Here is a 21531-nt window from a genome sequence, read left to right as displayed (position 1 = left end):
AGCGCGGCCCATGCGGGGGAGGAGGGGCGATGCCCAGGGAATCTGTCCGGGGATCGGGCCGTGTATCGGGCCGGGGATCGGTCTGGAGCTGGGTCATCCTCGGCGGCGAGGCGGCGCTGGTTCTCATGGTCGCCGCCTGGTTCCTCGGTCGCGACGACGAGCGCAAGAAGGAGGGGCCGCAGGCAGAAGACGACGCGGCCGTGACGTCACCGGCTGCGGCCGGTCATGCCCCCGAGCCAAACACTTCCGGGCCCGACACTCCCGGCTCCGGAAATCCCGAGGCTGAAATTCCCGGGGCCAAGGCCCCCGCAGCGGGCGCGGGTGATCGCTCCGAGGCGGTGCCGCCGCAGGTGCCGCTCGTCCCCGCGCCGCCTGCCTTCGATGTCGTGCGTGTCACGCCCGAGGGCGGGGCGCTGGTCTCGGGCCGGGCCGGGGCAGGCAGTGTCGTCGCGGTGCTGGTCGAGGGACGCGAGGCCGCCCGCACCGAGGCCGATGCCGAGGGCGGTTTCGCGGTCCTGTTCGATCTCGACCATAGCGCCGAGGCGCGACGGATCTCGCTTGCGATGCTGGGGCCCGACGGGCGCCGGACCGCTTCCGAGGCGACGGTCATCCTCGCCCCCGACCTCTCTGCTCCCGCCGCCGGGCCTGCCCGGGTCGCTGCGCCCGGGTCCGGGGATGCGCCGCCCGAAGCGCCGGGGTCTTCGCAAAGGCCCGCGCCGTCCTCTGCGCAGATCGGGCCGCCCCCGGCCGGGCCCGCCGCCGCCATCCTGATCTCGGATGCCGAAGGCGTGCGCCTGCTCGAGCCTCCGCATTCAAAGGAGACCCCGCCGGTTTCCGGTGTGACGCTTGATGCGATTTCCTATGATGCCCGCGGGGCCGTGCGCCTTGCCGGGCGCGGCCGGCCCGGGGCAGCGCTGCGGCTCTATATCGACAATGCGCCGCTGGCCGAGACCGGGATCGACGAGGCCGGCCGCTGGAGCTTCCGCGCGCCCGGCATCGCGGCCGGTCGCTATGTCCTCAGGGCGGATCTTCTGGCCGCCGATGGCAGCGTCGCTGCGCGGATCGAGACCCCGTTCCAGCGCGAGCCCGCCGCAGAGATCGCCGCCGAGATCGCCGCCGTCCAGCCGCCGCCTGCAGGCCCCGGGGATGCGGTGGGGGCCCGGGTGATCACCGTTCAGCCCGGCTATACGCTCTGGGGCATTGCCGACCGCACCTATGGCCGCGGCATGCAATATGTGAAGATCTTCGAGGCCAATCGCGGCCAGATCAGCGATCCCGACCTGATCTACCCTGGCCAGATCTTCGACCTTCCGCGCCCCGAGTAGAGGCCGAGTGCCGCCCCCGCATCTCTGGCCTTTTCCGGCCTTCGGCGCTAGGGTCGGCCGCGCTCCCCTTAGGAAGGTCGTTCTTCGATGCGCCGTGGCAGACGTCCCACAACCGCAGACCTGTCGCAATTCGACCGCGAGCAGGGCATGCGCACGATCCGCAAGGTCGCTCCCTATCTCTGGCCGCAGGGTCAGGGCTGGGTCAAGCGCCGCGTCGTGCTGGCGATGGCCGCCCTTCTGCTGGCCAAGGTGGTCTCGGTCGGGACCCCCTTTCTCTACAAGGCCGCGGTCGACAGCCTGACCGGCGAGGTCCGTGACGACACGCTTCTGCTGGCGGTGGGCGCGGTCGGTCTGACCGTCGCCTATGGCATGGCGCGGCTGATGAATACCGGCTTCCAGCAGCTGCGCGACGCGATCTTCACCCGGGTCGGGCAACGCGCGCTCCGGCGGCTGGCGCTGGAAACCTTCACCCATATCCACCGCCTGTCGCTGCGCTATCATATCTCGCGCAAGACCGGGGGGCTGTCGCGGGTGATGGAGCGCGGCGTGAAGGGCGTCGAGTTCCTGCTGCGCTTCCTGCTCTTCAGCATCGGCCCGCTGATCGTCGAGCTGGTCATGGTCGGCATCGTCTTCGCGCTGGCCTTCGATCTCTGGTATCTCGCGGTCGTGGCGGCGGTGATCGCGGTCTATGTCAAGTTCACCTTCGTCGTCACCGACTGGCGGGTGAAGATCCGCCGCCGGATGAACGACCAGGATACCGATGCCAACCAGAAGGCCATCGATAGCCTGCTGAACTTCGAGACGGTCAAGTATTTCGGCGCCGAGGCGCGCGAGGCCGAGCGTTACGACCGGGCGATGGCGGGCTATGAGGATGCCGCGATCAAGACCTCCTATTCGCTGTCACTCCTGAATTTCGGCCAGGCGCTGATCATCACGACGGGCATGATCGCGGTGATGGTGATGGCGGCGCTGGGGGTGCAGGCGGGCAAGCTGACGGTGGGCGATTTCGTGATGGTCAACGCCTACATGATCCAGATCACCGCGCCCCTGAATTTCCTCGGCGCGGTCTATCGCGAGATCCGTCAAAGCCTGATCGACATGGGCGACATGTTCGCCCTTCTGGAACAGCCCGCCGAGGTGACCGACCGGCCCGGCGCGCCCGCGCTGAAGGTGACGGGCGGCGCGGTCGAGTTCCGCGACGTGCACTTCGGCTACGACCCCGGCCGGCCGATCCTCAAGGGCGTCTCGCTCTCGGTTCCGGCCGGGCGCAAGGTGGCCATCGTCGGGCCGTCGGGCGCGGGCAAGTCGACCATCGGGCGACTGCTCTTCCGGTTCTACGACGTGACCGGGGGCAGGGTGGCGATCGACGGGCAGGATCTGCGCGAGATCACCCAGGACAGCCTGCACCGCGCCATCGGCGTGGTGCCCCAGGACACGGTGCTGTTCAACGACACCATCCTTTACAACATCGCCTATGGCCGCCCCGGGGCGAGTCCCGCCGAGATCGAGGCCGCGGCCCGCGCCGCCAAGATCCACGACTTCGTCGAAACCCTGCCCAGGGGCTATCAGACCCTCGTCGGCGAACGTGGGCTCAAGCTTTCGGGCGGCGAGAAACAGCGCGTGGGCATCGCCCGGACGCTTCTGAAGAACCCGCCGATCCTGCTGCTCGACGAGGCCACCTCGGCGCTCGATTCCGAGACCGAGGCGGGCATTCAGTCGGAACTCAAGGCGATGGGCGAGGGCCGCACCGTGATCGCCATCGCCCACCGGCTCTCGACCATCGTCGATGCCGACGAGATCGTGGTGCTGGAGGACGGCCATGTGGTCGAGCGCGGCACCCATGACGGGCTTCTGGCCCAGGGCGGCCGCTATGCCGCGATGTGGCAGCGCCAGCAGGCGGGCGAGGATGACGACATCGCCGCCGAATGAGCCCGGGGCGCCGGGCCCGGGATACGGCCTTCCCCCCGGGGACCGGAGGCGCCTCGCTTCTTCCTGGTTCAAATACCCATGACGCGCCGGCCTGCGATCCGAGGCCGCCCTCAGGAACGGGCGGCCGGGGGGGGGCTATTCGGCGGCGCGCAATCCCTTCCCGCCGCCATCCTTGCCGTCCTTGCCATCCTCGGCGGCCTGCCCGGAGGGCGGTGTCGGTCCGGGGGGCTCGCTCCAGATGATCTCGGGCGGGTCCTGCCGCGCGGCTGCCCGGCTCAGCGCGAGGTCGCGGGCGGCGCGGTTGCCCGGGCCTGCGCTAAGCGCAGCGAGACGGCGCAGCGAGCCATAGGCGCCCGCCCGCACCCATTCGCGCAGGGCCAGAAGCGAGGGCGTGAAGATCAGCGTCAGCACCGTCGCGACGCCCAGCCCGAAGACCACCGCCGTCGCGAGCTGGGTCCACCACAGCGAGGCCGGGCTGCCTTGCGTATAGCCGCCATTGGCAAAGTCGAAGCTGACCCCCAGCATCATCGACAGCAAGCCCGCCATGGTCGTGACCGTGGTCAGGAAGACCGGGCGGATGCGGTCCTCGCAGGTGCGCACGATGGCCTCTATCCGCGGCATGTAGCGGGCATAGTCCTGATAGGTGTCGATCAGCACGATGTTGTTGTTCACGACGATCCCCGCCAGCGCCACCACGCCGGTCCCGGTCATGATCACCGAGAAGGGCTGGCCCATCACCAGCATCCCGATCAGCACGCCCGCCGAGGACAGCACCACCGCCAGCAGCACCAGCACCGAATTGTAGAAACTGTTGAACTGCGCCAGCAGGATGATGAACATCAGCCCCAGCGCGGCGGTGAAGGCCTTCGACAGGAAGGCCGTGCTTTCCGCCTGATCCTCCTGATCGCCGGTCCATTCCCAGCTCACCCCCTTCGGAAGTGGCGCGGTCTCGAGCCAGCCGGTCAGGGTCGCGATCCGCTCATTGGCATTGATCGGCTGGCCATCGGCCGTGGTCAGCCCGTCCGCCACCGCCGCCTTGACATCGAAATAGCGCTTGCCGTTCACCCGGTCGATCCGCCCGATCTTGCGCACCGGACTGATGGTCACGAAATTCGACAGCGGCACCAGCCCGAGCTCGGTCCGCACCTTCAGGCTGTCGAGCGTCGATAGCAGGCGGTCGCGTTCGGGCAGACGCACCCGGATGTCGATCTCCTCGTCCGAGGAGGGCACCCGCATCGTGTCGAGAAGAACGCCGCGGGTGACCAGCTGCACCATCTGGCCCGCCAGCGCCGCCGAGGCGCCGAAACGGCCGGCCTCCTCGGTATCGACATCGATCTTCCAGTCGATCCCGGGCAGCGGTCGCGTATCCTCGATGTCGCGCAATCCCTCGGTCTGGTCGAAGCGCTCGCGCGCAATCCGGGTCGCGGTCCGGAGATCGTCCCAGTTCTCGCCCCTCAGGCTCAGATGCACCGGCTTGGCCGAAGCGGGGCCATCGGCCATGTTCAGGATCTCGGTGCGGATGCCGGGGATCCGGTCCAGCTTGCGACCGATCCGTTCAAGGATCCGGGTGCCGTTCAGCTCGGGGTTCCCGGCCCGCTCCCGCCATTTCTGCAATTCGATCTGGACCTGGCCGATCGTGTCGAGCGGCGGGCTCGCCCCGCCCGTGTTCTGGCTCAGGCCGCCCTCTCCGGCGAAGGAGAAGACGTTCGCGACCCCGGATTCGGCCAGCACGACGCGCTCGACCGCCCGCACCATCTCGTCCTTCTCGCCGATCGACAGGTTGCCGCGCGCCCGGACATAGACGATGGCCTGTTCGGGCTCGGTCTTCACGAAGAACTCGACCCCGTTATTGTGCTTGCCGTAATAGACGAAAACCCCGGCGACGAAGGCGCCGACCGCGGCGACCGTCACCAGCGGCATCACCGGATTTCCCGCGATGGCGCGGATCAGCCGGCCGAAGAGCGTGCGGCGGTGGCCCGCCTCGACCGGCTCGGGCCGCGCGCGGCGAAGCGCGTTCGCCGCCAGCGAACAGCCGATCAGACCCAGCGTGAAAAGCACCATCCCGGGCAGCATCCCGAGCGCCCCGGAACTGGCCGGACCCGGCGCCGGATAGGCCGGGTTCAGCATCCGCATCAGGCCGAGAAAGGCCGTCGCCAGCGCCAGCACCATCAGCCCGATCCGGAGCGGCCTGGGCTGCGGTCTCAGCTTCGCGCTGATGCGCGACAGGACGCGCGAGAACCGGCCCGCCACCCCGCCCAGCACCGGCAGGTAGATCAGCGCCACCACAAGGCTTGCCGACAGCACGAAGATCAGCGTGACCGGCAGCAGCCCCATGAACTCGCCCGCGACGCCGGGCCAGAACAGCATCGGCAGGAAGGCGCAGAGCGTGGTCGCGGTCGAACTGACGATGGGCCAGAACATCCGCTTGGCCGACTCGGCGAAGGCATGCATCGGCCCGGTGCCCTCGGCGATCCGGCGGTCGGCATATTCGACCACGACGATGGCGCCGTCGACCAGCATCCCCACCGCGAGGATCAGCCCGAACATGACGATATTCGACACCGTCACGTCGAGGATCGCCAGCAGCACGAAGCATAACAGGAACGAGGTCGGGATCGCGAAGCCCACCAGCAGTGCCGAGCGGGTGCCGAGAAAGGCCAGAACCACCACCATCACCAGCGCGATCGCCGTCAGCACCGAGCCCTCGAGCTGGCTGACCATCGATTCCACATTGCTCGACTGGTCGTTCGAGGTGGTGACGACGATCGCCTGCCGCAGCTCGGGCGGCCACTCGGCGCGGGCCTTCTCGATCTCCTCGCGCACCAGCCGCGAGGTGTCGATGATGTTGAAGCCCTTGCGCTTGACCACCTGCAGCGCCAGCGTCTGCTCGCCGTTGAAACGCGCGGTCGAGTTGCGGTCCTCGAAGGTCAGCCGGATCTCCGCCAGATCGCCAAGCCGCACCACCCGGTTGCCGTTTACCTTGACCGGCAGATCGTAGACATCCTGCGGGCTTTCGAACGAGGCCGGGATCTTGAGCGCGAAGGCGCCCTGCGCGGTCTCGATCTCGTCGGCCGCGATCAGGCGGTTGTTGGCGGTGACGACATTGACCAGTTCCTGCGCCGTCACGTTGTAGGATTCGAGCTTGAGCGGATCGAGGATCACCTCGAGCATCTCGTCGCGCTGACCGGCCATCGACACCTCGAGCACCGGATCGAGCGCCTCGAGCCGGTCCTGCAGATCCTTGGCCGCGCGCACCAGCGTGCGTTCCGGCAGCGTGCCCGAGAGGCTGGCGACGAGGATGGGGAATTTCGAGAAGTTGATCTCGGAAATCGTGTAGGTCTCGTAGCCGGTCGGAAAATCGGCCTCGGCCTTGTTCATCCGGTCGCGCACATCGGCGATGATCTTGGTCTTGTCCCAGCCGAATTCGAATTCGAGCGCTATCCCGGCATAGTTCTCGCTTGCGGTGGCCCACATCTTGTCGAGCCCGTCGAGATCGGACAGCTCGGTTTCCATCGGCTTGACCAGAAGCCGCTCGGAATCCTCGGCCGAGATGCCGGGGAAGGGGACCGAGATGAACAGGGCCGGGATCTCGATATCGGGCTCGCCCTCCTTGGGAAGCTCGACATAGGCCAATGCGCCCGCGACCAGCGACATCAGCACGAAGGCCACGACCATGCGCGCGCGGGCCGCGGCCCAGTCGACGAGACCGGTCATTGCGGCGGCTCGCGGCGATGGACCTCGACCGGGGTGCCGTCGGCGACGAATTCCTGGCCGACCACGATCACCCGGGCATCGTCGGGCAGCCCCGAGACCCAGATGCCCTCGGGCGTGTCGCGGATCACCTCGACCGGGACGAAGCGGGCGCGGCTGTCCTCGTCGACCAGGCGCAGCCCAAGCCGTCCGTCATCGTCGAGCGTCAGTGCCGATTGCGGCACCAGATGGCCGTCGCGCGAGGGGCCCGCGATCAGGATATCGACGCTTTGCCCGGCCCGGAGCGTGCCCTCGGCATTGGCGGCCTCGGCCTCGACCCGGAAGGTGCGGGTGACAGGATCGCTGATGCGGGCGACGAAGGAGACCTTTCCCTCGATCCCGCGGCCCGAGACCAGCTGGCCGATCGCGGGCGCACCGGGCCGGATCTTGTCGACATCGGTCTCGGGCACGGCCCCCACCAGCCGGATCGGGTCGAGCGCGATCACCGTGGCGCAGGTCGAGCCGGGCTGCAGCAAGGCTCCCAATTCGGCGGTATCCTCGTCGAGCACGCCCGCGAAGGGGGCGGTGATGGTCAGCCGCTCGATCTCGATCTCGGCGGTCCTGACCTGGGCCTCTGCGGTGCGGCGGGCAGTTTCGGCCGCTTCAAGCCCGGCGGTGGCCGAGGCGACGGCCGCTTCGGCGGTCGAGACGGCCGCGGCCGTCCCCGCCACCCGGGTGTCGGAGGCATAGCCTTCGCGCGACAGCCGCTGCGCGGCCCGGTCGTTGATCTCGGCCTCGTCGAGCTGCGCGCGGGCCTGGGCCACGGTGGCGCGTGCCTCGGGCAGGCGGGCGCGGGCCTCAGCCAGAAGCGCGCGGGCCTGGGCCAGCGCCGCCGGCCGCGTCCCCGGTTCGATCCGGCAAAGCGTTTCGCCCGCGGCGACCGAGCTGCCCTTCCTGAGCGGCTCGGAAATCACCCGGCCGTCGATCTCGGCCAGCATCGCGACGCTGCGCGCGGCCTCGGTCTCGCCCCGAAGCCTTACGCCGCCCCGCACCGGCCGCGCCTTGCTGTCGATGACCACGACCGAGACCGCCTGCGCCGCCCCGTCGTCCGCGGCCGGGTCGGGCGCGGCGCTGGCCGGCTCGACCCTGGCAAACGCCATCACATGCGGGCGTTCCATCATCAGCATGTAGAATGACACTGTCACCAGAAGGGCGGTGAGCATCGAGATCCAACGCATGGGCGGGCTTGCCTTTCTCGTTCCGATGCACGACGGCCCGTCCTGGCAGAGCCCGGGCCGGGCCATCGCCGCCATCATCGCTCCCGCTCGGGCCGGCGGCTCTGGCGGGGTCTTTGCGGGCCGGTCCGGCGGCCGTCCCCGTCGCGCCTGATCGTACTGTCAAACCGCCGGGACGTACAAGCGCTCCGGACCCTGCCCGCAGCCAAAGTTGCAGGGCTTTGCAAAGCGCCTGGTGCTGCGCTAAGACAGGCGCCAGCAGAGCCCAAGCAGCCGGACCGCCGAGACGCCCATGACCAATCCCGACAGTTTCATCCAGGAAGTGACCGAAGAGGTCCGTCGCGACCGCCTGTTTTCCTGGATGCGCCGCTATGGCTGGATCGCGGCGCTCGCGATCCTGATTCTGGTCGGCGGTGCCGGCTGGCGCGAATGGGACCTGGCGCAGCGCCAGGCCGATGCCCAGGCGCTGGGCGACCGTATTCTCGAGGCGCTCGACATCCAGGATGCCGCCGCCCGCGCGCAGGCGCTGGCCGGGATCGAGGCCGATGGCGAGGCGGGCGCGCTGGTCGCGCTTCTTGCCGCCTCCGAGGCCCCGGATGCCGCCGCGCGGATCGCGGCCACCGAGCGGCTCGAGGCCGTCGCCTCCGACAATGGCCTGCCGCCCTACATGTCAGACCTCGCAGCGCTGAAGCTCGTTCTGCTGCGCGGTCGCGAGATGCCGCCCGAGGGGCGGATCGCGGCGCTCGAACCGCTGGCCGGACCGGGGCGTCCGTTCCGTCCGCTGGTGCTCGAACAGATCGCCTATGCCGAGATCGAGGCAGGCCGGACCGAAGCCGCGCTCGATCGTTTGCGCGGGCTTCTTCAGGATGCCGAGGCCAGCGCGGACTTGCGTCGGCGCGCCAGTCAGTTGATTGTGGCGCTTGGCGGATCGCAGGATGCAGGCTGAGGCCGGGCAGGGGCGGGCAGCCATAAAAGACGGGCCCAGGATCAAGGGGACAGCGACAGTGAAATTCGGCCAAGTAACGAGCGTTCTCGCGCTGATCGCCCTGGTTGCGGGCTGCGGCAGCGATGAGGAAATCCTGCCCGGCGAGCGCCTCGGGGTACGCGAGGCGCTGGGGCTCGAGGCCGCCCAGCCGGACCCGTCCGGAACCGAGCGCGCGATTTCGCTGCCGGCGCCGCAGGCGGTGCCCGAAATGCCTCAGCTCGGCGGCAATCCCGAACATCTTACCCCGCATGCCGCGCTGTCGGCCCAGCCCGCGCGGATCTGGTCGACCTCGATCGGGGCCGGCAACAGCCGCCGCTACCGCATCACCGCGCCGCCGGTGGTGGCGGGTGGCGTGATCTACACGCTCGACGCGCGCAGCCAGGCCGCGGCGGTCTCGGCCGATGGCAAGGTGCTGTGGAGGGCCGACCTGCGGCCCGAGGGCAAGCGCGGCAAGGATGTCAGCGGTGGCGGGCTGGCCTATGGCGACGGACGGCTCTTCGCCACCACGGGCTATGGCACGCTCATCGCGCTGGATCCCGCGACCGGCGACGAGCTCTGGACCCAGAAGGCCGATGCCGCGATCTCGGCCCCGCCCACCTATCGCGACGGCATGGTCTATTTCGTCAGCCGCGACAACCGCGCCTGGGCGATCTCGGCCGCCGATGGCCGTGTGCAATGGCAGATCCCGGGCACGCCCGCGCCCGCCGGAATGCTGGGCGGTGCCGCGCCTGCGGTGACCGAGCGGCTTGCGATCTTCCCGTTCAGCTCGGCCGATCTGGTTGCGGCGCTCCGGCAAAGCGGCGTGCGGGTCTGGGGCACGGCGCTGGCCGGTCAGCGCCGCGGTGCGGTCTATGCCTCGGTGACCGACATCACCGGCGATCCGGTCGTGGCGGGCAATGTGCTTTACGCGGGCAACCAGTCGGGCCGTTCGGTCGCGCTCGACGTCAACTCGGGCGAACGGATCTGGACCGCCGAGGACGGGGCTTACGGCGCGATGCTTCCGGTCGGCGGCTCGGTGTTCTTCATGACCGATCAGGACAAGCTGGTTCGGCTCGATGCCTCCGATGGCAGCCGGATCTGGTCGGTGGATCTGCCCTATTTCACCAAGAAGAAGCCCAAGAAGCTCAAGGCCGTCTATGCCCATTACGGGCCGGTCCTGGCCGGCGGGCGGATCTGGCTGGCCTCGGATGATGGCTGGCTGAGGGGCTTCGACCCGGCCTCGGGCGCGCTTCTGGCAGAGATCGACCTGCCCGGCGGCGCCGCCTCGCGGCCGGTTGTGGCGGGCGGAACGCTTTACGTGCTCTCCGAGCGCGGGGAACTCGAGGCTTTCCGCTAGGCCCGGGATGGTGTAGGCGGGCGCTCTGATCCGGTTCGGAGAGACCCATGAGCTTTACCCTGGCCATCGTCGGACGGCCCAATGTCGGCAAGTCGACGCTGTTCAACCGTCTGGTCGGCAAGCGCCTCGCGCTGGTCGACGACCAGCCCGGTGTTACCCGCGACCTGCGCGAGGGCGAGGCCCGGCTGGGCGATCTGCGTTTCACCGTGATCGATACGGCCGGTCTGGAAGAGGCGACCGACGAAAGCCTCCAGGGCCGGATGCGCAAGCTCACCGAGCGCGCGGTCGGCATGGCCGATGCCTGCCTCTTCCTGGTCGACGCGCGCGCGGGCGTGCTGGCGGCCGACGAGGTCTTCGCCGACATTCTGCGCAAGAAATCCGCCCATGTGATTCTCGCCGCGAACAAATCCGAAGGCCGCGCCTCGGATGCAGGCTTTTTCGAGGCCTATGGGCTTGGTCTGGGCGAACCGCTGCGCCTGTCGGCCGAGCATGGCGAGGGCATGGCCGAGCTGCATTCCGTGCTGGCGCCGCTGATCGAGGCCGCCGAGGCGAAGCTCGATGCCGAGGCCGCCCCCGAGATCGACGTCGACCTCTATGAGGAAGACGATGACGAGAACATGGAGGCGCCGGTCCGGATGCCGACCGCGGCGCGGCCCCTTCAGGTTGCGGTGGTCGGCCGGCCCAATGCCGGCAAGTCGACGCTGATCAACCGCATTCTCGGCGAAGACCGGCTGCTGACCGGCCCCGAGGCGGGCATCACCCGCGATTCGATCTCGCTGTCGATGGACTGGCAGGGCACGCCGGTCCGGCTGTTCGACACTGCCGGCATGCGCAAGCGCGCCAAGGTTCAGGACAAGCTGGAGAAACTGTCGGTCTCGGACGGGCTCCGGGCGGTGAAATTCGCCGAGGTGGTGGTCGTGCTGCTCGATGCGCAGATTCCGTTCGAGGCGCAGGATCTCAGGATCGCGGATCTGGCCGAGCGCGAGGGGCGCGCGGTGGTCGTGGCCGTCAACAAATGGGATCTCGAAACCGACCGGCAGGACAAGCTGATCGCGCTGAAAGAGGAATTCGCCCGGCTTCTGCCGCAGCTGCGCGGCGCGCCGCTGGTGACGGTCTCGGCGCTGACCGGGCGCGGGCTCGACCGGCTGCATGATGCGGTGATTTCGGCCTATACGGTCTGGAACCGCCGCGTGCCGACCGCGCGGCTCAACCGCTGGCTCGCGGGCATGATCGAGATGCACCCGCCGCCGGCCCCGGGCGGGCGCCGGATCAAGCTGCGCTACATGACCCAGGTCAAGACCCGACCCCCGGCCTTTGTGGTGATGGCCTCCCTGCCCGAGAAACTGCCGGAAAGCTATCGTCGCTATCTGGTCAACGGGCTGCGCGAGGATTTCGACATGCCGGGATCGCCGATCCGGCTGACCTTCCGCGGCCAGGGTGATCGTAACCCGTTCAAGGCCAGGAAGAAGAAGACGCCCTCGCGGCTGAGAAAGCATCTCGGGAAGAAAGCCGAGGGCTGAGCAGTCCTTGCGCCGCCTCAGGTGCAGGGGCGGGCGCCTTCTGTCCCGTCATGGGTATTTGAGCCAGGAAGAAACCCGGAGCGTTGCTTCTTCCTGGCGAAAATACCCCGGCACCGGCTGCGACGGCGCAAGGCGGCCGGAGTGGAGCGCTCAGGTCGCGGCCCGGACCGTCAGGAACCCGGCCACGACGGCACCCGCGAGGGCGACAATGGCAACCAGCGGCGCGGTGAGGATATTGGCCACGGCGATGCCGATGAGCCCCCAGATCAGCGCCGCCCCATAGGCGGGGGCACGGTCGAGCGGGAAGAGCACTGCGGCACCGGTGACAAGCGCGCCAAGCAGTGCGATGAAGGCCCATCCGGTTTCGCCGAAGACGATGCCGTGCCCCGCGCCCAGAAGACCGACCGAGACCCAGCTGGCCGCGGTCAGCCAGCCCGCGTAAAGCCCGACCGGCGCCTGCAGCCACCAGCGATCGACCAGCGGCGTTTCGACCAGCGCCCAGATCGCCATGGCTGCCATCCACCACAACAGGAGCGAGGCCCAGACCGGCGAGAGCTGGGCCACGCCGATCCAGGCCGCGCCCGGCGCGAGCGACAGGAACAGCGGCACCCGGCAGGCTTCCCAGGCGCCGTCGCGGGCGCGGCGGAACAGCCCGAACCCGGCCGAGACCAGCAGCCAGACATAGATCACGCTCCAGATCGCGAAGGTATAGCCCGCGGGCTGTACCGGTGGATTGTCCTGCGGCACCGGAAACTGGTCGGGCGAAAAGCCCGAGAAACCGCCCGGCATCAGCGCCGATGCGACGAAGAATACCGTGGCGACAAAGACAAGTATCGCCTTCACCGGGTCGATCATGCCAGTTCTCCTTCAACTGTCAGCAGCGTCTTGCCGCCGAGCCAGGGGGCGAGCGCCTCGGGCAGGGCGACCGATCCGTCCTCGCGCTGGCCGTTTTCCAGCACCGCGATCAGGCAGCGCCCGACCGCGAGGCCCGAGCCGTTCAGGGTGTGGACATATTCCGGTTTGCCGCCACCGGCGGGCCGGAACCGCGCATTCATCCGCCGCGCCTGGAAATCGCCGCAATAGGAGACCGAGGAAATCTCGCGATAGGTCGCCTGACCCGGCAGCCAGACTTCAAGGTCATGGGTGCGCCGCGCGCCGAAGCCCATGTCGCCGGTGCAGAGCGTGACCGTCCGGTAGGGCAGGCCAAGCCGCTCGAGAATGCCCTGGGCACAGCCGGTCATCCGCTCGAGTTCGGCAAGTCCCTGCCCGGGATGCACGATCGACACCATCTCGACCTTCTCGAACTGGTGCTGGCGCAGCATGCCCGCGGTGTCGCGGCCCGCCGAGCCCGCCTCGGAGCGGAAGCAGAGCGAATGCGCGGTCAGGCGGCGCGGCAGGTCGGCCTCGTCCAGCATCGTGTCGTTGACGGTATTGGTCAGCGTCACTTCCGAGGTCGGGATCAGCCACCAGCCCTCGCGGGTCTGATAGCTGTCCTCGCCGAATTTCGGCAACTGCCCGGTGCCGTACATCATCTCTTCGCGCACCAGCACCGGCGCATTGACCTCGGTCAGCCCGTTCTCGGTGATATGGGTGTCGAGCATGAACTGCGCCAGCGCCCGGTGGAGGCGCGCCACGGCCCCCTTCAGCACCACGAAGCGGGCCCCCGACAGCTTGGCCGCGGTCTCGAAATCCATGCCCGCGGCGACGCCCGGAAGCTGGTAATGCTCTTTCGCTGCAAAGCTCAGCTCGGGCGGGGTGCCCCAGCGGTGCCGCTCGACATTGTCGGCCTCGTCGGCGCCGTCGGGCACATCGGCCAGCGGCAGGTTCGGCAGGCCCATCAGCATCTCCTGAAGGCGCCTGTCCTCGGCCTTGGCCTCCTCGTCGAGCCGGGCGATCTCGTCCTTCTTCTCGGCCACCAGCGCGCGCAGGCGTTCGAATTCGGCCTCGTCGCCCCGGGCCCTGGCGGCGCCGACCTCCTTGGAGGCAGCGTTGCGCGCGGCCTGGGCCTCTTCGGCGGCGGTGATCTTCGTGCGGCGGGATTCGTCCAGCGCAAGGATTTCGGGCGAGACCGGCGCCAGCCCGCGGCGCGCCAGGGCGGCGTCGAAAGCGTCGGGGGTCTCGCGGATGGCGCGGATGTCGTGCATGTCTTGTCCTCGGGTGGTCTGGGTCTTTGTCTCGGGCCGGTTATGCCCGATCCTGAGGGGGGACGTAAGAGGCCGGATCGGCGCGCCAGAGGGCGCATTCACGTTCGAATATTGTTGGGCTCAGAGGCTCGGACGGCCAGTGACTCGGCCGTATGATCGGCTCCATGAGCGCGACTGTTCCATCACCGAAGCAGCGTTCGAGATCGAGATTCCCGAAGTGGTGTGCGTCGAGGATGCAATCGTGAAAGGCGAGCCCCTGATGGATCGTCAGCGGACGTGGCTGGGTGTCGGTGCCGGTTCGGGCTGTGCTGAAGCCAAAGTCGGTATCGCGTTGGTTTCTAAATCCAATTACGGTCGCATTTTGCCATGTGACTTTTGCAAAGTTAGCCCCGAGAGCCCACCTATAGGGGCCTCTCACTCCCGAGAAGGTGATGATGCTGCCGTCCATTTGAGCTTGTGAAAAGTCCGCCCCGATTTGCGCCTCCGGAGAAAAGAGGAAGCGGCTTCGATTGAAGATGGCCTGTGACAGATTGGCGTATTCGAGCACAGCGCCCTCGAAGATGCTGTCATAGCCCTGAACTCTCTTCATGCTGGCAGACGTGAAATTGCAGTCGCGAAATCGGGACCGGTAGAGAAATGCATCGTTCAGATTGGATCCGGCGAAATCGGCACGGGAAAAATCCGCGCCACTGAGATCGCATTTGGCAAGGTTGCATCTGCTCAGCGAAAGACGGTAGCGGGCAGAAGTTTCCAGCTGCCGTTGGGATTCTGCCCGCCGCCCCAGCACGGTCAATGCAGTCTGGACATCGGTCAGGTCTGTCAGTTCGGAAAGAGAAGCCTTCGCCGCGTCCGTTTCCTCCGAGCGGGACAGTGGCTGCGATGACGGCGGCCTATGTGAGTTCTCGCGGATATAGGCGCAGAGGATCTCCATGACGTTCACATGGTCGCGGTCGCTGTCCCGGCTGATCCGTTCCAGCGCGTAGATCGCGCCGATGCGGACCTCGATATTGGGCTCGGTGGTTTCTTCGATCCCGGTCGAGCCGTCCGGATGCGTCAGCCGCCGCTTGACGGTCTTTTCCGCCCCCAGCCCCTCGACCGCCTTATTGAGGCGGTCGGTGATGAGGCCCTGTTCGGCCACATCCACCTGCTTTTGCGCGACGATCGAGCGCCAGACCAGAAAGGGAATGCCGACAAAGGCTGCCAGGACCAGACCGGCATTGCGGATCGCCTCGGATTGGTGATCGAGGCCGGCAAAATCGCCTCGTCCGGCAAGGGCCAGGATGAAGGCGCCGAGAGTTCCGGCAATGAGAGCCAGAACCAGTGCCGGAAGCGCGAAGCCCAGCATTCGGCCGAAGCGGCGAGCCGCGGTGAAATCGGGTGGCCTGCGATAGCCCAGCCAGTCGATCAGATCCGGGCGCTTGCCGGGCATGGGACACTCCGTTTCCTGCAGGGCCACAATGCCCCGAACCATCGTCTCCGGGAACGGGTTTCCGCCGGGGCTTATTGACCCGCCAGAAAGGCCGCATCGGGGCGGGCGGCGATCGAGCGGACCTCGCCCGCGCCGCGCAGGGAGGCCGAGATCACGCCGACTACCTGCCAGCCCTGGCCCGCGCGTTGCAGGACCGGGGCGCCGGAGCTGCCTTCGGTCACCGCGCAGCCGAGCCCGGCCATGCCGGGGCTCTGGACCAGCACGCGGCAATCACCGATCCGGCTGAGCGCATTCGGCCGGTCGCGGCGATAGCCGATCACGGTGACCTCGGGGCCGATGCGCTCTGGCAGGGCCAGCGGAAGCGGCGCGATATCGGGGATCGGCGTCTCGAGAAGAAGGATCGCGACATCGCTGCGCAAGCTTCGGCTGTCCGGCCGCCTGTTCGGCTCGAAACCGGGATTGGGTCGCAGGAGGCGGGCGGTGCGGTGGGCAGCGTAACCGCCCTTCAGCCAGCCCGCGAGGAAATGTACCTGGCCGGGTTTCGCCAGCTGGTGGCCGCGCAGCGCATACAGGCAATGGGCTGCGGTCAGGACCCGGTCGGGGGCGATCAGCGTGCCGGTGCAGAAACCGCCCGTGTCGAATCCCGCGACATTGACCCGGCCGATGGCGCGCCAGGCGCGGTGCTGGGCCTCGGCCAGCGGCTCGGCCTGCTGCGGCGTGCCCCCGGCCCGGGGCGCGGCCGGCAGGGCGGCCGCCCCCGCCATGACGAACAGGGCGAGCAACATCGCGGCAGGCGGGCGGCTCGAAGGTCGCATGGTCTTGATATGCCCGGATCGGGACGCCATTTGAAGCCCCGGCGCAGCGCCTTGCCAAGCAGAAGACCCACGGATAGGGTGCGCCGCGACTGAAAACGGGGCGACCCTTCTGCCCTTCGAACACGGGGACTTCCACATGTTTGCAACGCCAGCCTTTGCGCAAGCGGCCGGCGGAGGCGCCGCGGGCGCCTTCGGCTCTTTTCTCCCGCTGATCCTGATCTTCGCGATCATGTATTTCCTGCTGATCCGCCCTCAGCAGAAGAAGGCAAAGCAGCACAAGGCGATGGTGGACGGGCTGCGCCGCGGCGACCAGGTCGTGACCCAGGGGGGCGTGATCGGCAAGGTCTCGAAGGTCAAGGACGATGCCGAGGTCGAACTCGAGGTCGCCGAGAACGTCAAGATCCGTGTCGTGCGTCACACCATCGCCCAGGTGCTCAACAAGACCGAACCGGCGGAAAAGGCCTGATCGCCGATGCTGGATTTCGCGCTTTGGAAGCGGGCCACGATCTGGGGCATCGTTCTGATAGGGTTGCTGTTTGCGGCGCCCAACATGTTCTATTCCCGGGTCGAGGGGCATAACGACGCCCTCAAGGCCATCGAAACCCAGGGCGCGACCCCTGAACTGATCGCCAAGCGCGACGGCTGGCCCGGATGGCTGCCCTCGGGCCTGGTCAATCTCGGTCTCGACCTGCGCGGCGGCGCCCATCTTCTGGCCGAGGTGCAGGTCGAGGATGTCTATGCCGATCGCATGGATGCGCTCTGGCCCGATGTGCGCGACGCGCTGCGCGATGTCCGCGACCAGGTCGGCCCGATCCGCCGGATGGACGGTGCGCCCGGCATGCTGAAGGTGAGGCTGGGCGAGCCTGCGGGCATGCCCGCTGCGATCAAGGCGGTGCGGGCGCTGGCCCGGCCCATCGTCAGCCTGACCGGCGTCGGGGCGTCGGATATCGACGTTTCGGGCGAAGGTGCGGTTCTGACCGTGCAGCTGTCCGAGCCCGAGAAGCAGGCCACCATCGACCGCACCCTGCGCCAGTCGCTGGAGATCGTGCGCCGCCGGATCGACGAGGTCGGCACGCGCGAACCGACGATCCAGCGTCAGGGCGAGGACCGCATCCTGATCGAGGTGCCGGGCATCGGCTCGGCCGACGAGCTGAAGGCGCTGATCGGCACCACCGCGCGGCTGACCTTCAACCCGGTCGTCTCGCGCACCGGCAATCCGAACCAGGCGCCGGGGGCCAGCAACGAGCTTTTGCCCTCGATGGACGAGCCCGGCACCTATTACATCATCGAGAAGACCCCGGTCGTCTCGGGCGAACAGCTGACCGATTCCCAGCCAGCCTTCGATCAGAACGGCGCGCCCTCGGTCACCTTCCGCTTCAACCCCTCGGGCGCGCGCAAATTCGGCCAGTACACAGCCGAACATGTCGGTTCGCCCTTTGCCATCGTGCTGGATGACGAGGTGATCTCGGCCCCCGTCATCCGCGAGCCGATCCCGTCGGGTTCGGGCCAGATCACCGGCAATTTCACGGTCGAGGAATCGACCCAGCTTGCCGTTCTTCTGCGCGCGGGGGCGCTTCCGGCCGAGCTGACCTTCCTCGAGGAACGCACCATCGGTCCGCAGCTCGGCGCCGACTCGATCGAGGCGGGCAAGATCGCCTCGGCCGCGGCCTTCCTTCTGGTCCTGATCTTCATGTGGGCCAGCTACGGGCTGTTCGGGCTGTTCGCCAATGTCGCGCTGATCGTGAATATAGGGCTGATCTTCGGGCTCCTGTCGATGATCGGCGCGACGCTTACCCTGCCCGGCATTGCCGGGATCGTGCTGACCATCGGCATGGCGGTCGATGCCAATGTGCTGGTCTTCGAGCGCATCCGCGAGGAGCTCAAGACCGCCAAGGGCCCGGCCCGCGCCATCGAGCTTGGCTATGAGAGGGCGCTTTCGGCGATTCTCGACGCCAACATCACCACCTTCCTGACGGCGGTGATCCTGTTCGTCATGGGCTCGGGTCCGGTGCGCGGCTTTGCCGTGACGCTGGCCATCGGCATCGTCACCTCGGTCTTCGTCGCGATCTACGTCACGCGGATGATGATCGTGATGTGGATGTCCCGCCGTCGCCCCAAGACCATCGTGCTGTGAGGGAATATCCATGCGCCTGAAACTCGTTCCCTCCGATACCAGCTGGGATTTCCTGAAATTCGGAAATGTCTCGATTTTTGCCTCACTGGTGGCGATGGTGGTCTCGGTCATTCTGGTCTTCACCATGGGGCTCAATTTCGGCATCGACTTCAAGGGCGGCACCACGATCCGCTCGGAAAGCAGCCAGCCGGTCGATGTCGGTGCCTATCGCGATGCGATCTCGGCGCTCGATCTCGGCGATGTCTCGATCACCGAGGTGTTCGACCCGAGCTTCGGCCCGGGCAAGAACGTGGCCCAGATCCGGATCCAGGCCCAGGGCGATGCCGAAAGCGTCACGCCCGAAACCATCGATGCACTTGAAGCGGCGCTGACAGCGGTCGATCCCTCGATCACCTTCCCCTCGGTCGAAAGCGTGGGGCCCAAGGTCTCGGGTGAGCTGGTGACCTCGGCGGCGATCGCGGTCAGCCTCTCGATCCTGGCCATGCTGGTCTATATCTGGCTGCGCTTCGAATGGCAGTTCGGCGTCGGCGCGGTGGTCGCGCTGATCCATGACGTCACGCTGACCATGGGCATCTTCGCAGGCCTTCAGCTCAAGTTCGATCTCGCGATCATCGCGGCGCTTCTGACCATCGTCGGCTATTCGGTCAACGACACCGTCGTTGTGTTCGACCGGGTCCGCGAGAACCTGCGCAAGTTCAAGAAGATTGCACTGAAGGATGTGCTCAACCTCTCGATCAACGAGACGCTGTCACGCACCACGATGACCTCCTTCACCACGCTTCTGGCGCTGATCGCGCTGATCGTGCTGGGCGGCGACGTTATCCGCGGCTTCGTCTTCGCGATGACCTGGGGCATCGTCGTCGGCACCTATTCGTCGATCTTCGTGGCCTCGAACATCCTTCTCAAGCTGGGCGTCAAGCGCGACTGGTCGAAGGAAGGCGGGGACGGCGCGGGTACGCAGTTCGCCAAGGCCGAGCGCTGAGCCCCCCGAGGGGGCCTGCGGCGAGAAAACGATGAAAGCCACGAGAGACCCGGGCGCCGGGCGGTTTCCCCCGCCCGGCGCCCGTTCTATGATCGGGGCGCGCCAGGCGACAGGAGACCCCGATGAAACTGACCGAGATGACCATCCCCGACGGCCTGCCCATCGACGGCTACGGCCCGGGCTTCTTCCGGATCGCGGGCGAGATCCACGAGGGTGCCGCGCTTGTCGCCGATGGAAAGCTGCTGGCCTGGCAGGGGCCCGGCGACGAGGCGCCGCTGATGGCGCTTGCGGGCCGCGCCGACATCCTGCTGATCGGCACCGGAGAATGCCTGACCCCGCTGCCGAACCGGCTCCAGGCCCGGCTCGAAGCCGAGGGCATCGGGGTAGAACTGATGTCGACCCCCTCCGCCGCCCGCAGCTACAATGTGCTCCTGGCCGAAGGTCGCCGGGTCGCCGTCGCACTGGTGCCCGTCCCCTGACCTCTCCCCCTGACCAGCCGCCACTTGGGCGTCGTCGCTGCCATGGGACCTGTCCGAAGGGACGCGCCGTCGGCCCCTCCTGTCGTGCTCTTCTTCTTGGCGAAAATACCCCCGCTGGAGGCGGCGCGCGTCAGCGCGCCCGGGGCCCGGGGCCAGGGCGCCTGCCGTCCGGCTTTCCTGCTTCCAGCCCGTTGCCCTTTCGGCTATGCGGGGGGCATGGAACTGGTGGCGACGGATCTGGCCTGCGCACGCGGCGGCGTGCCGGTGCTCGAAGGGGTAGGCTTCACGCTCGCCGCCGGGCAGGCGCTGATGCTGCGCGGCCCGAATGGCTGCGGCAAGACCACGCTCCTGCGAACCCTCGCGGGCCTGCAGCCGCCGCTTGAGGGCACCGTTTCCGCCCCGCCCGAGTCAATCGCCTATGCCGCCCATGCCGACGGGCTCAAGGCTACGCTCACCGTCGCCGAGAACCTGAGCTTCTGGGCCCGTATCTTCGGCCAGACCGACATCGCCCCCGCGCTCAAGGCCTTCGATCTCGCGGATCTCGCCCGGCGCCCGGCGCAGAACCTCTCGGCCGGACAGAAGCGCCGCCTGGGCCTTGCCCGGCTTCTGGTCACCGGCCGGCCGATCTGGATGCTCGACGAACCCACGGTCTCGCTCGACGCGGCCTCGGTCGCGCAGTTCGGGCGCGCCGTGCGCGGCCATCTCGAGCGGGGCGGCGCAGCCCTCATCGCCACCCATATCGACTTGGGTTTCGAGGCAGGTCTGCTCGACGTCTCGGGCTTCCGTGCCCGCCCGCGCCGGATCGACAGTTTCGACGAGGCCTTTGCATGATCGCGCTTCTTCAACGCGACCTCCGGCTCGCGATCCGGGCCGGTGGCGGCTTCGGGCTGGGGCTTGCTTTCTTCCTGATCGTCGTCGTGCTGGTGCCCTTCGGCGTCGGCTCCGACAGCGGGCTTCTGGCCGCCATCGCGCCCGGCATCCTCTGGGTCGGCGCGCTTCTGGCCTGCCTGCTCTCGCTCGACCGCATCTTCGCGCTCGATCACGAGGACGGCTCGCTCGATTTGCTGGCTACAGCGCCGATCCCGCTCGAGGGCGTCGTCGCGATGAAGGCCGCCGCGCATTGGGTGACGACCGGCCTGCCGCTGACGCTCGCCGCCCCCGGGCTCGGGCTTTTGCTGAACCTGCCCGCGGCAGGCTATGGCTGGCTGGCCGCGAGCCTTGCGCTCGGGACCCCCGCGCTCAGCATGATCGGTAGCTTCGGCGCGGCGCTGACCGTCGGGCTCAAGCGCGGCGGGCTGCTGCTGTCCCTGCTGGTGCTGCCGCTTTACGTGCCGACGCTTATCTTCGGCGCCGAGGCGGTGGCACGCGGCATCGACGGGCGCGAGACCGGCACGCCGCTTCTGATGCTGACGGCGATCACGCTTGCCAGCATGGCGCTGCTGCCCTTCGCCGCGGCTGCGGCAATCCGTATCAATCTGCGCTAGGGGCCTCACACGCTCGTCACTTGAGGGCCTTCGGAAACGCCACT

Annotated in this window: 17 protein-coding genes; 11 read left to right on the top strand and 6 right to left on the bottom strand. The window is 68.0% G+C overall.

The features are described from left to right. Positions 1–29 precede the first annotated feature (29 nt). Together ACK8CO_RS04110 and ACK8CO_RS04105 are read left to right on the top strand one after the other, a co-directional pair. The gene (locus ACK8CO_RS04110; protein ID WP_414898255.1) at positions 30–1325 is read left to right on the top strand and encodes a LysM peptidoglycan-binding domain-containing protein; all 1296 of its coding nucleotides are present in this window, start codon (positions 30–32) and stop codon (positions 1323–1325) included. Positions 1326–1472: 147 nt separating this feature from the next. Next, positions 1473–3254 (top strand): ABCB family ABC transporter ATP-binding protein/permease, encoded by a 1782-nt coding sequence (locus ACK8CO_RS04105; RefSeq protein WP_231119288.1) that lies wholly within the window; start codon positions 1473–1475, stop codon positions 3252–3254. A gap of 135 nt (positions 3255–3389) precedes the next feature. Here the strand turns inward: ACK8CO_RS04105 and ACK8CO_RS04100 are convergent, their stop codons facing one another. Both ACK8CO_RS04100 and ACK8CO_RS04095 read right to left on the bottom strand, forming a co-directional pair. Then, positions 3390–6968: an efflux RND transporter permease subunit gene (locus ACK8CO_RS04100; protein ID WP_414898254.1), complete on the bottom strand. Its 3579-nt coding sequence runs from the start codon at positions 6966–6968 to the stop codon at positions 3390–3392. After that, positions 6965–8182 (bottom strand): efflux RND transporter periplasmic adaptor subunit, encoded by a 1218-nt coding sequence (locus tag ACK8CO_RS04095; RefSeq protein ID WP_414898253.1) that lies wholly within the window; start codon positions 8180–8182, stop codon positions 6965–6967. The genes ACK8CO_RS04100 and ACK8CO_RS04095 overlap by 4 nt, the downstream gene beginning before the upstream one ends. 289 nt (positions 8183–8471) lie before the next feature. On the opposite strand from ACK8CO_RS04095, the gene ACK8CO_RS04090 reads away from it, so the two are divergent. The 3 genes from ACK8CO_RS04090 to der are packed head-to-tail and all read left to right on the top strand — an operon-like array spanning position 8472 to position 12020. Next, the gene (locus tag ACK8CO_RS04090) at positions 8472–9125 is read left to right on the top strand and encodes a tetratricopeptide repeat protein (RefSeq protein WP_414898252.1); all 654 of its coding nucleotides are present in this window, start codon (positions 8472–8474) and stop codon (positions 9123–9125) included. Positions 9126–9183: 58 nt separating this feature from the next. Further along, positions 9184–10500 carry a PQQ-binding-like beta-propeller repeat protein gene (locus ACK8CO_RS04085; protein WP_414898251.1) on the top strand — a complete coding sequence of 439 codons (1317 nt, stop codon included), beginning with the start codon at positions 9184–9186 and terminating at the stop codon, positions 10498–10500. 47 nt (positions 10501–10547) lie between these two features. Further along, a complete protein-coding gene (gene der, locus ACK8CO_RS04080) occupies positions 10548–12020 on the top strand; it encodes a ribosome biogenesis GTPase Der (RefSeq protein ID WP_080615665.1) in 1473 nt (490 codons plus the stop codon). A 150-nt stretch (positions 12021–12170) separates the two neighbouring features. Here the strand turns inward: der and ACK8CO_RS04075 are convergent, their stop codons facing one another. From ACK8CO_RS04075 to ACK8CO_RS04060, 4 genes are all read right to left on the bottom strand, one after another. After that, on the bottom strand, positions 12171–12875 hold the full coding sequence (locus ACK8CO_RS04075; RefSeq protein ID WP_414898250.1) for a hypothetical protein: 705 nt from the start codon (positions 12873–12875) through the stop codon (positions 12171–12173). Beyond that, a complete protein-coding gene (gene serS / locus ACK8CO_RS04070; RefSeq protein WP_414898249.1) occupies positions 12872–14164 on the bottom strand; it encodes a serine--tRNA ligase in 1293 nt (430 codons plus the stop codon). The genes ACK8CO_RS04075 and serS overlap by 4 nt, the downstream gene beginning before the upstream one ends. Before the next feature lie 40 nt (positions 14165–14204). Beyond that, positions 14205–15593, bottom strand: coding sequence for a pentapeptide repeat-containing protein (locus ACK8CO_RS04065; protein WP_414898248.1), 1389 nt, complete (start codon positions 15591–15593; stop codon positions 14205–14207). Between the two features lie 71 nt (positions 15594–15664). Continuing rightward, a complete protein-coding gene (locus ACK8CO_RS04060) occupies positions 15665–16438 on the bottom strand; it encodes a trypsin-like serine peptidase (RefSeq protein WP_414898247.1) in 774 nt (257 codons plus the stop codon). Positions 16439–16544: 106 nt separating this feature from the next. Between ACK8CO_RS04060 and yajC the strand changes: the two genes are divergently transcribed. The 6 genes from yajC to ccmB all read left to right on the top strand — a co-directional run bounded on the left by yajC (position 16545) and on the right by ccmB (position 21487). Then, positions 16545–16874 carry a preprotein translocase subunit YajC gene (gene yajC / locus ACK8CO_RS04055; RefSeq protein ID WP_080615670.1) on the top strand — a complete coding sequence of 110 codons (330 nt, stop codon included), beginning with the start codon at positions 16545–16547 and terminating at the stop codon, positions 16872–16874. Positions 16875–16880: 6 nt separating this feature from the next. Next, the gene (gene secD / locus ACK8CO_RS04050) at positions 16881–18542 is read left to right on the top strand and encodes a protein translocase subunit SecD (protein ID WP_414898246.1); all 1662 of its coding nucleotides are present in this window, start codon (positions 16881–16883) and stop codon (positions 18540–18542) included. 10 nt (positions 18543–18552) lie between these two features. Further along, complete coding sequence (gene secF / locus ACK8CO_RS04045; RefSeq protein ID WP_414898245.1) at positions 18553–19524, top strand: protein translocase subunit SecF; 972 nt, start codon at positions 18553–18555, stop codon at positions 19522–19524. 122 nt (positions 19525–19646) lie between these two features. Next, complete coding sequence (locus ACK8CO_RS04040) at positions 19647–20003, top strand: Mth938-like domain-containing protein (protein ID WP_080615673.1); 357 nt, start codon at positions 19647–19649, stop codon at positions 20001–20003. 216 nt (positions 20004–20219) lie between these two features. Then, a complete protein-coding gene (gene ccmA / locus ACK8CO_RS04035; protein WP_414898244.1) occupies positions 20220–20834 on the top strand; it encodes a heme ABC exporter ATP-binding protein CcmA in 615 nt (204 codons plus the stop codon). Beyond that, on the top strand, positions 20831–21487 hold the full coding sequence (gene ccmB / locus ACK8CO_RS04030; RefSeq protein WP_080615675.1) for a heme exporter protein CcmB: 657 nt from the start codon (positions 20831–20833) through the stop codon (positions 21485–21487). Before ccmA ends, ccmB begins: the two co-directional genes overlap by 4 nt. Positions 21488–21531: the final 44 nt, after the last annotated feature.

Origin of the sequence: Rhodovulum sp. HP10 (assembly GCF_047553435.1) — a bacterium.
Classification (GTDB): Bacteria; Pseudomonadota; Alphaproteobacteria; order Rhodobacterales; family Rhodobacteraceae; genus Rhodovulum.
This window is presented reverse-complemented; position numbering and strand designations above follow the sequence as displayed.

Excerpts from the sequence above, each read along its gene's own strand:
- ccmB (WP_080615675.1), top strand. The coding sequence starts at position 20,831 with ATGATCGCGCTTCTTCAACGCGACCTCCGGCTCGCGATCCGGGCCGGT.
- ACK8CO_RS04100 (WP_414898254.1), bottom strand. The coding sequence starts at position 6,968 with ATGACCGGTCTCGTCGACTGGGCCGCGGCCCGCGCGCGCATGGTCGTG.
- der (WP_080615665.1), top strand. The coding sequence starts at position 10,548 with ATGAGCTTTACCCTGGCCATCGTCGGACGGCCCAATGTCGGCAAGTCG.
- serS (WP_414898249.1), bottom strand. The coding sequence starts at position 14,164 with ATGCACGACATCCGCGCCATCCGCGAGACCCCCGACGCTTTCGACGCC.
- ccmA (WP_414898244.1), top strand. The coding sequence starts at position 20,220 with ATGGAACTGGTGGCGACGGATCTGGCCTGCGCACGCGGCGGCGTGCCG.
- ACK8CO_RS04095 (WP_414898253.1), bottom strand. The coding sequence starts at position 8,182 with ATGCGTTGGATCTCGATGCTCACCGCCCTTCTGGTGACAGTGTCATTC.
- yajC (WP_080615670.1), top strand. The coding sequence starts at position 16,545 with ATGTTTGCAACGCCAGCCTTTGCGCAAGCGGCCGGCGGAGGCGCCGCG.
- ACK8CO_RS04065 (WP_414898248.1), bottom strand. The coding sequence starts at position 15,593 with ATGCCCGGCAAGCGCCCGGATCTGATCGACTGGCTGGGCTATCGCAGG.
- ACK8CO_RS04075 (WP_414898250.1), bottom strand. The coding sequence starts at position 12,875 with ATGATCGACCCGGTGAAGGCGATACTTGTCTTTGTCGCCACGGTATTC.
- secF (WP_414898245.1), top strand. The coding sequence starts at position 18,553 with ATGCGCCTGAAACTCGTTCCCTCCGATACCAGCTGGGATTTCCTGAAA.
- ACK8CO_RS04040 (WP_080615673.1), top strand. The coding sequence starts at position 19,647 with ATGAAACTGACCGAGATGACCATCCCCGACGGCCTGCCCATCGACGGC.
- ACK8CO_RS04090 (WP_414898252.1), top strand. The coding sequence starts at position 8,472 with ATGACCAATCCCGACAGTTTCATCCAGGAAGTGACCGAAGAGGTCCGT.
- ACK8CO_RS04060 (WP_414898247.1), bottom strand. The coding sequence starts at position 16,438 with ATGGCGTCCCGATCCGGGCATATCAAGACCATGCGACCTTCGAGCCGC.
- ACK8CO_RS04105 (WP_231119288.1), top strand. The coding sequence starts at position 1,473 with ATGCGCACGATCCGCAAGGTCGCTCCCTATCTCTGGCCGCAGGGTCAG.
- secD (WP_414898246.1), top strand. The coding sequence starts at position 16,881 with ATGCTGGATTTCGCGCTTTGGAAGCGGGCCACGATCTGGGGCATCGTT.
- ACK8CO_RS04110 (WP_414898255.1), top strand. The coding sequence starts at position 30 with ATGCCCAGGGAATCTGTCCGGGGATCGGGCCGTGTATCGGGCCGGGGA.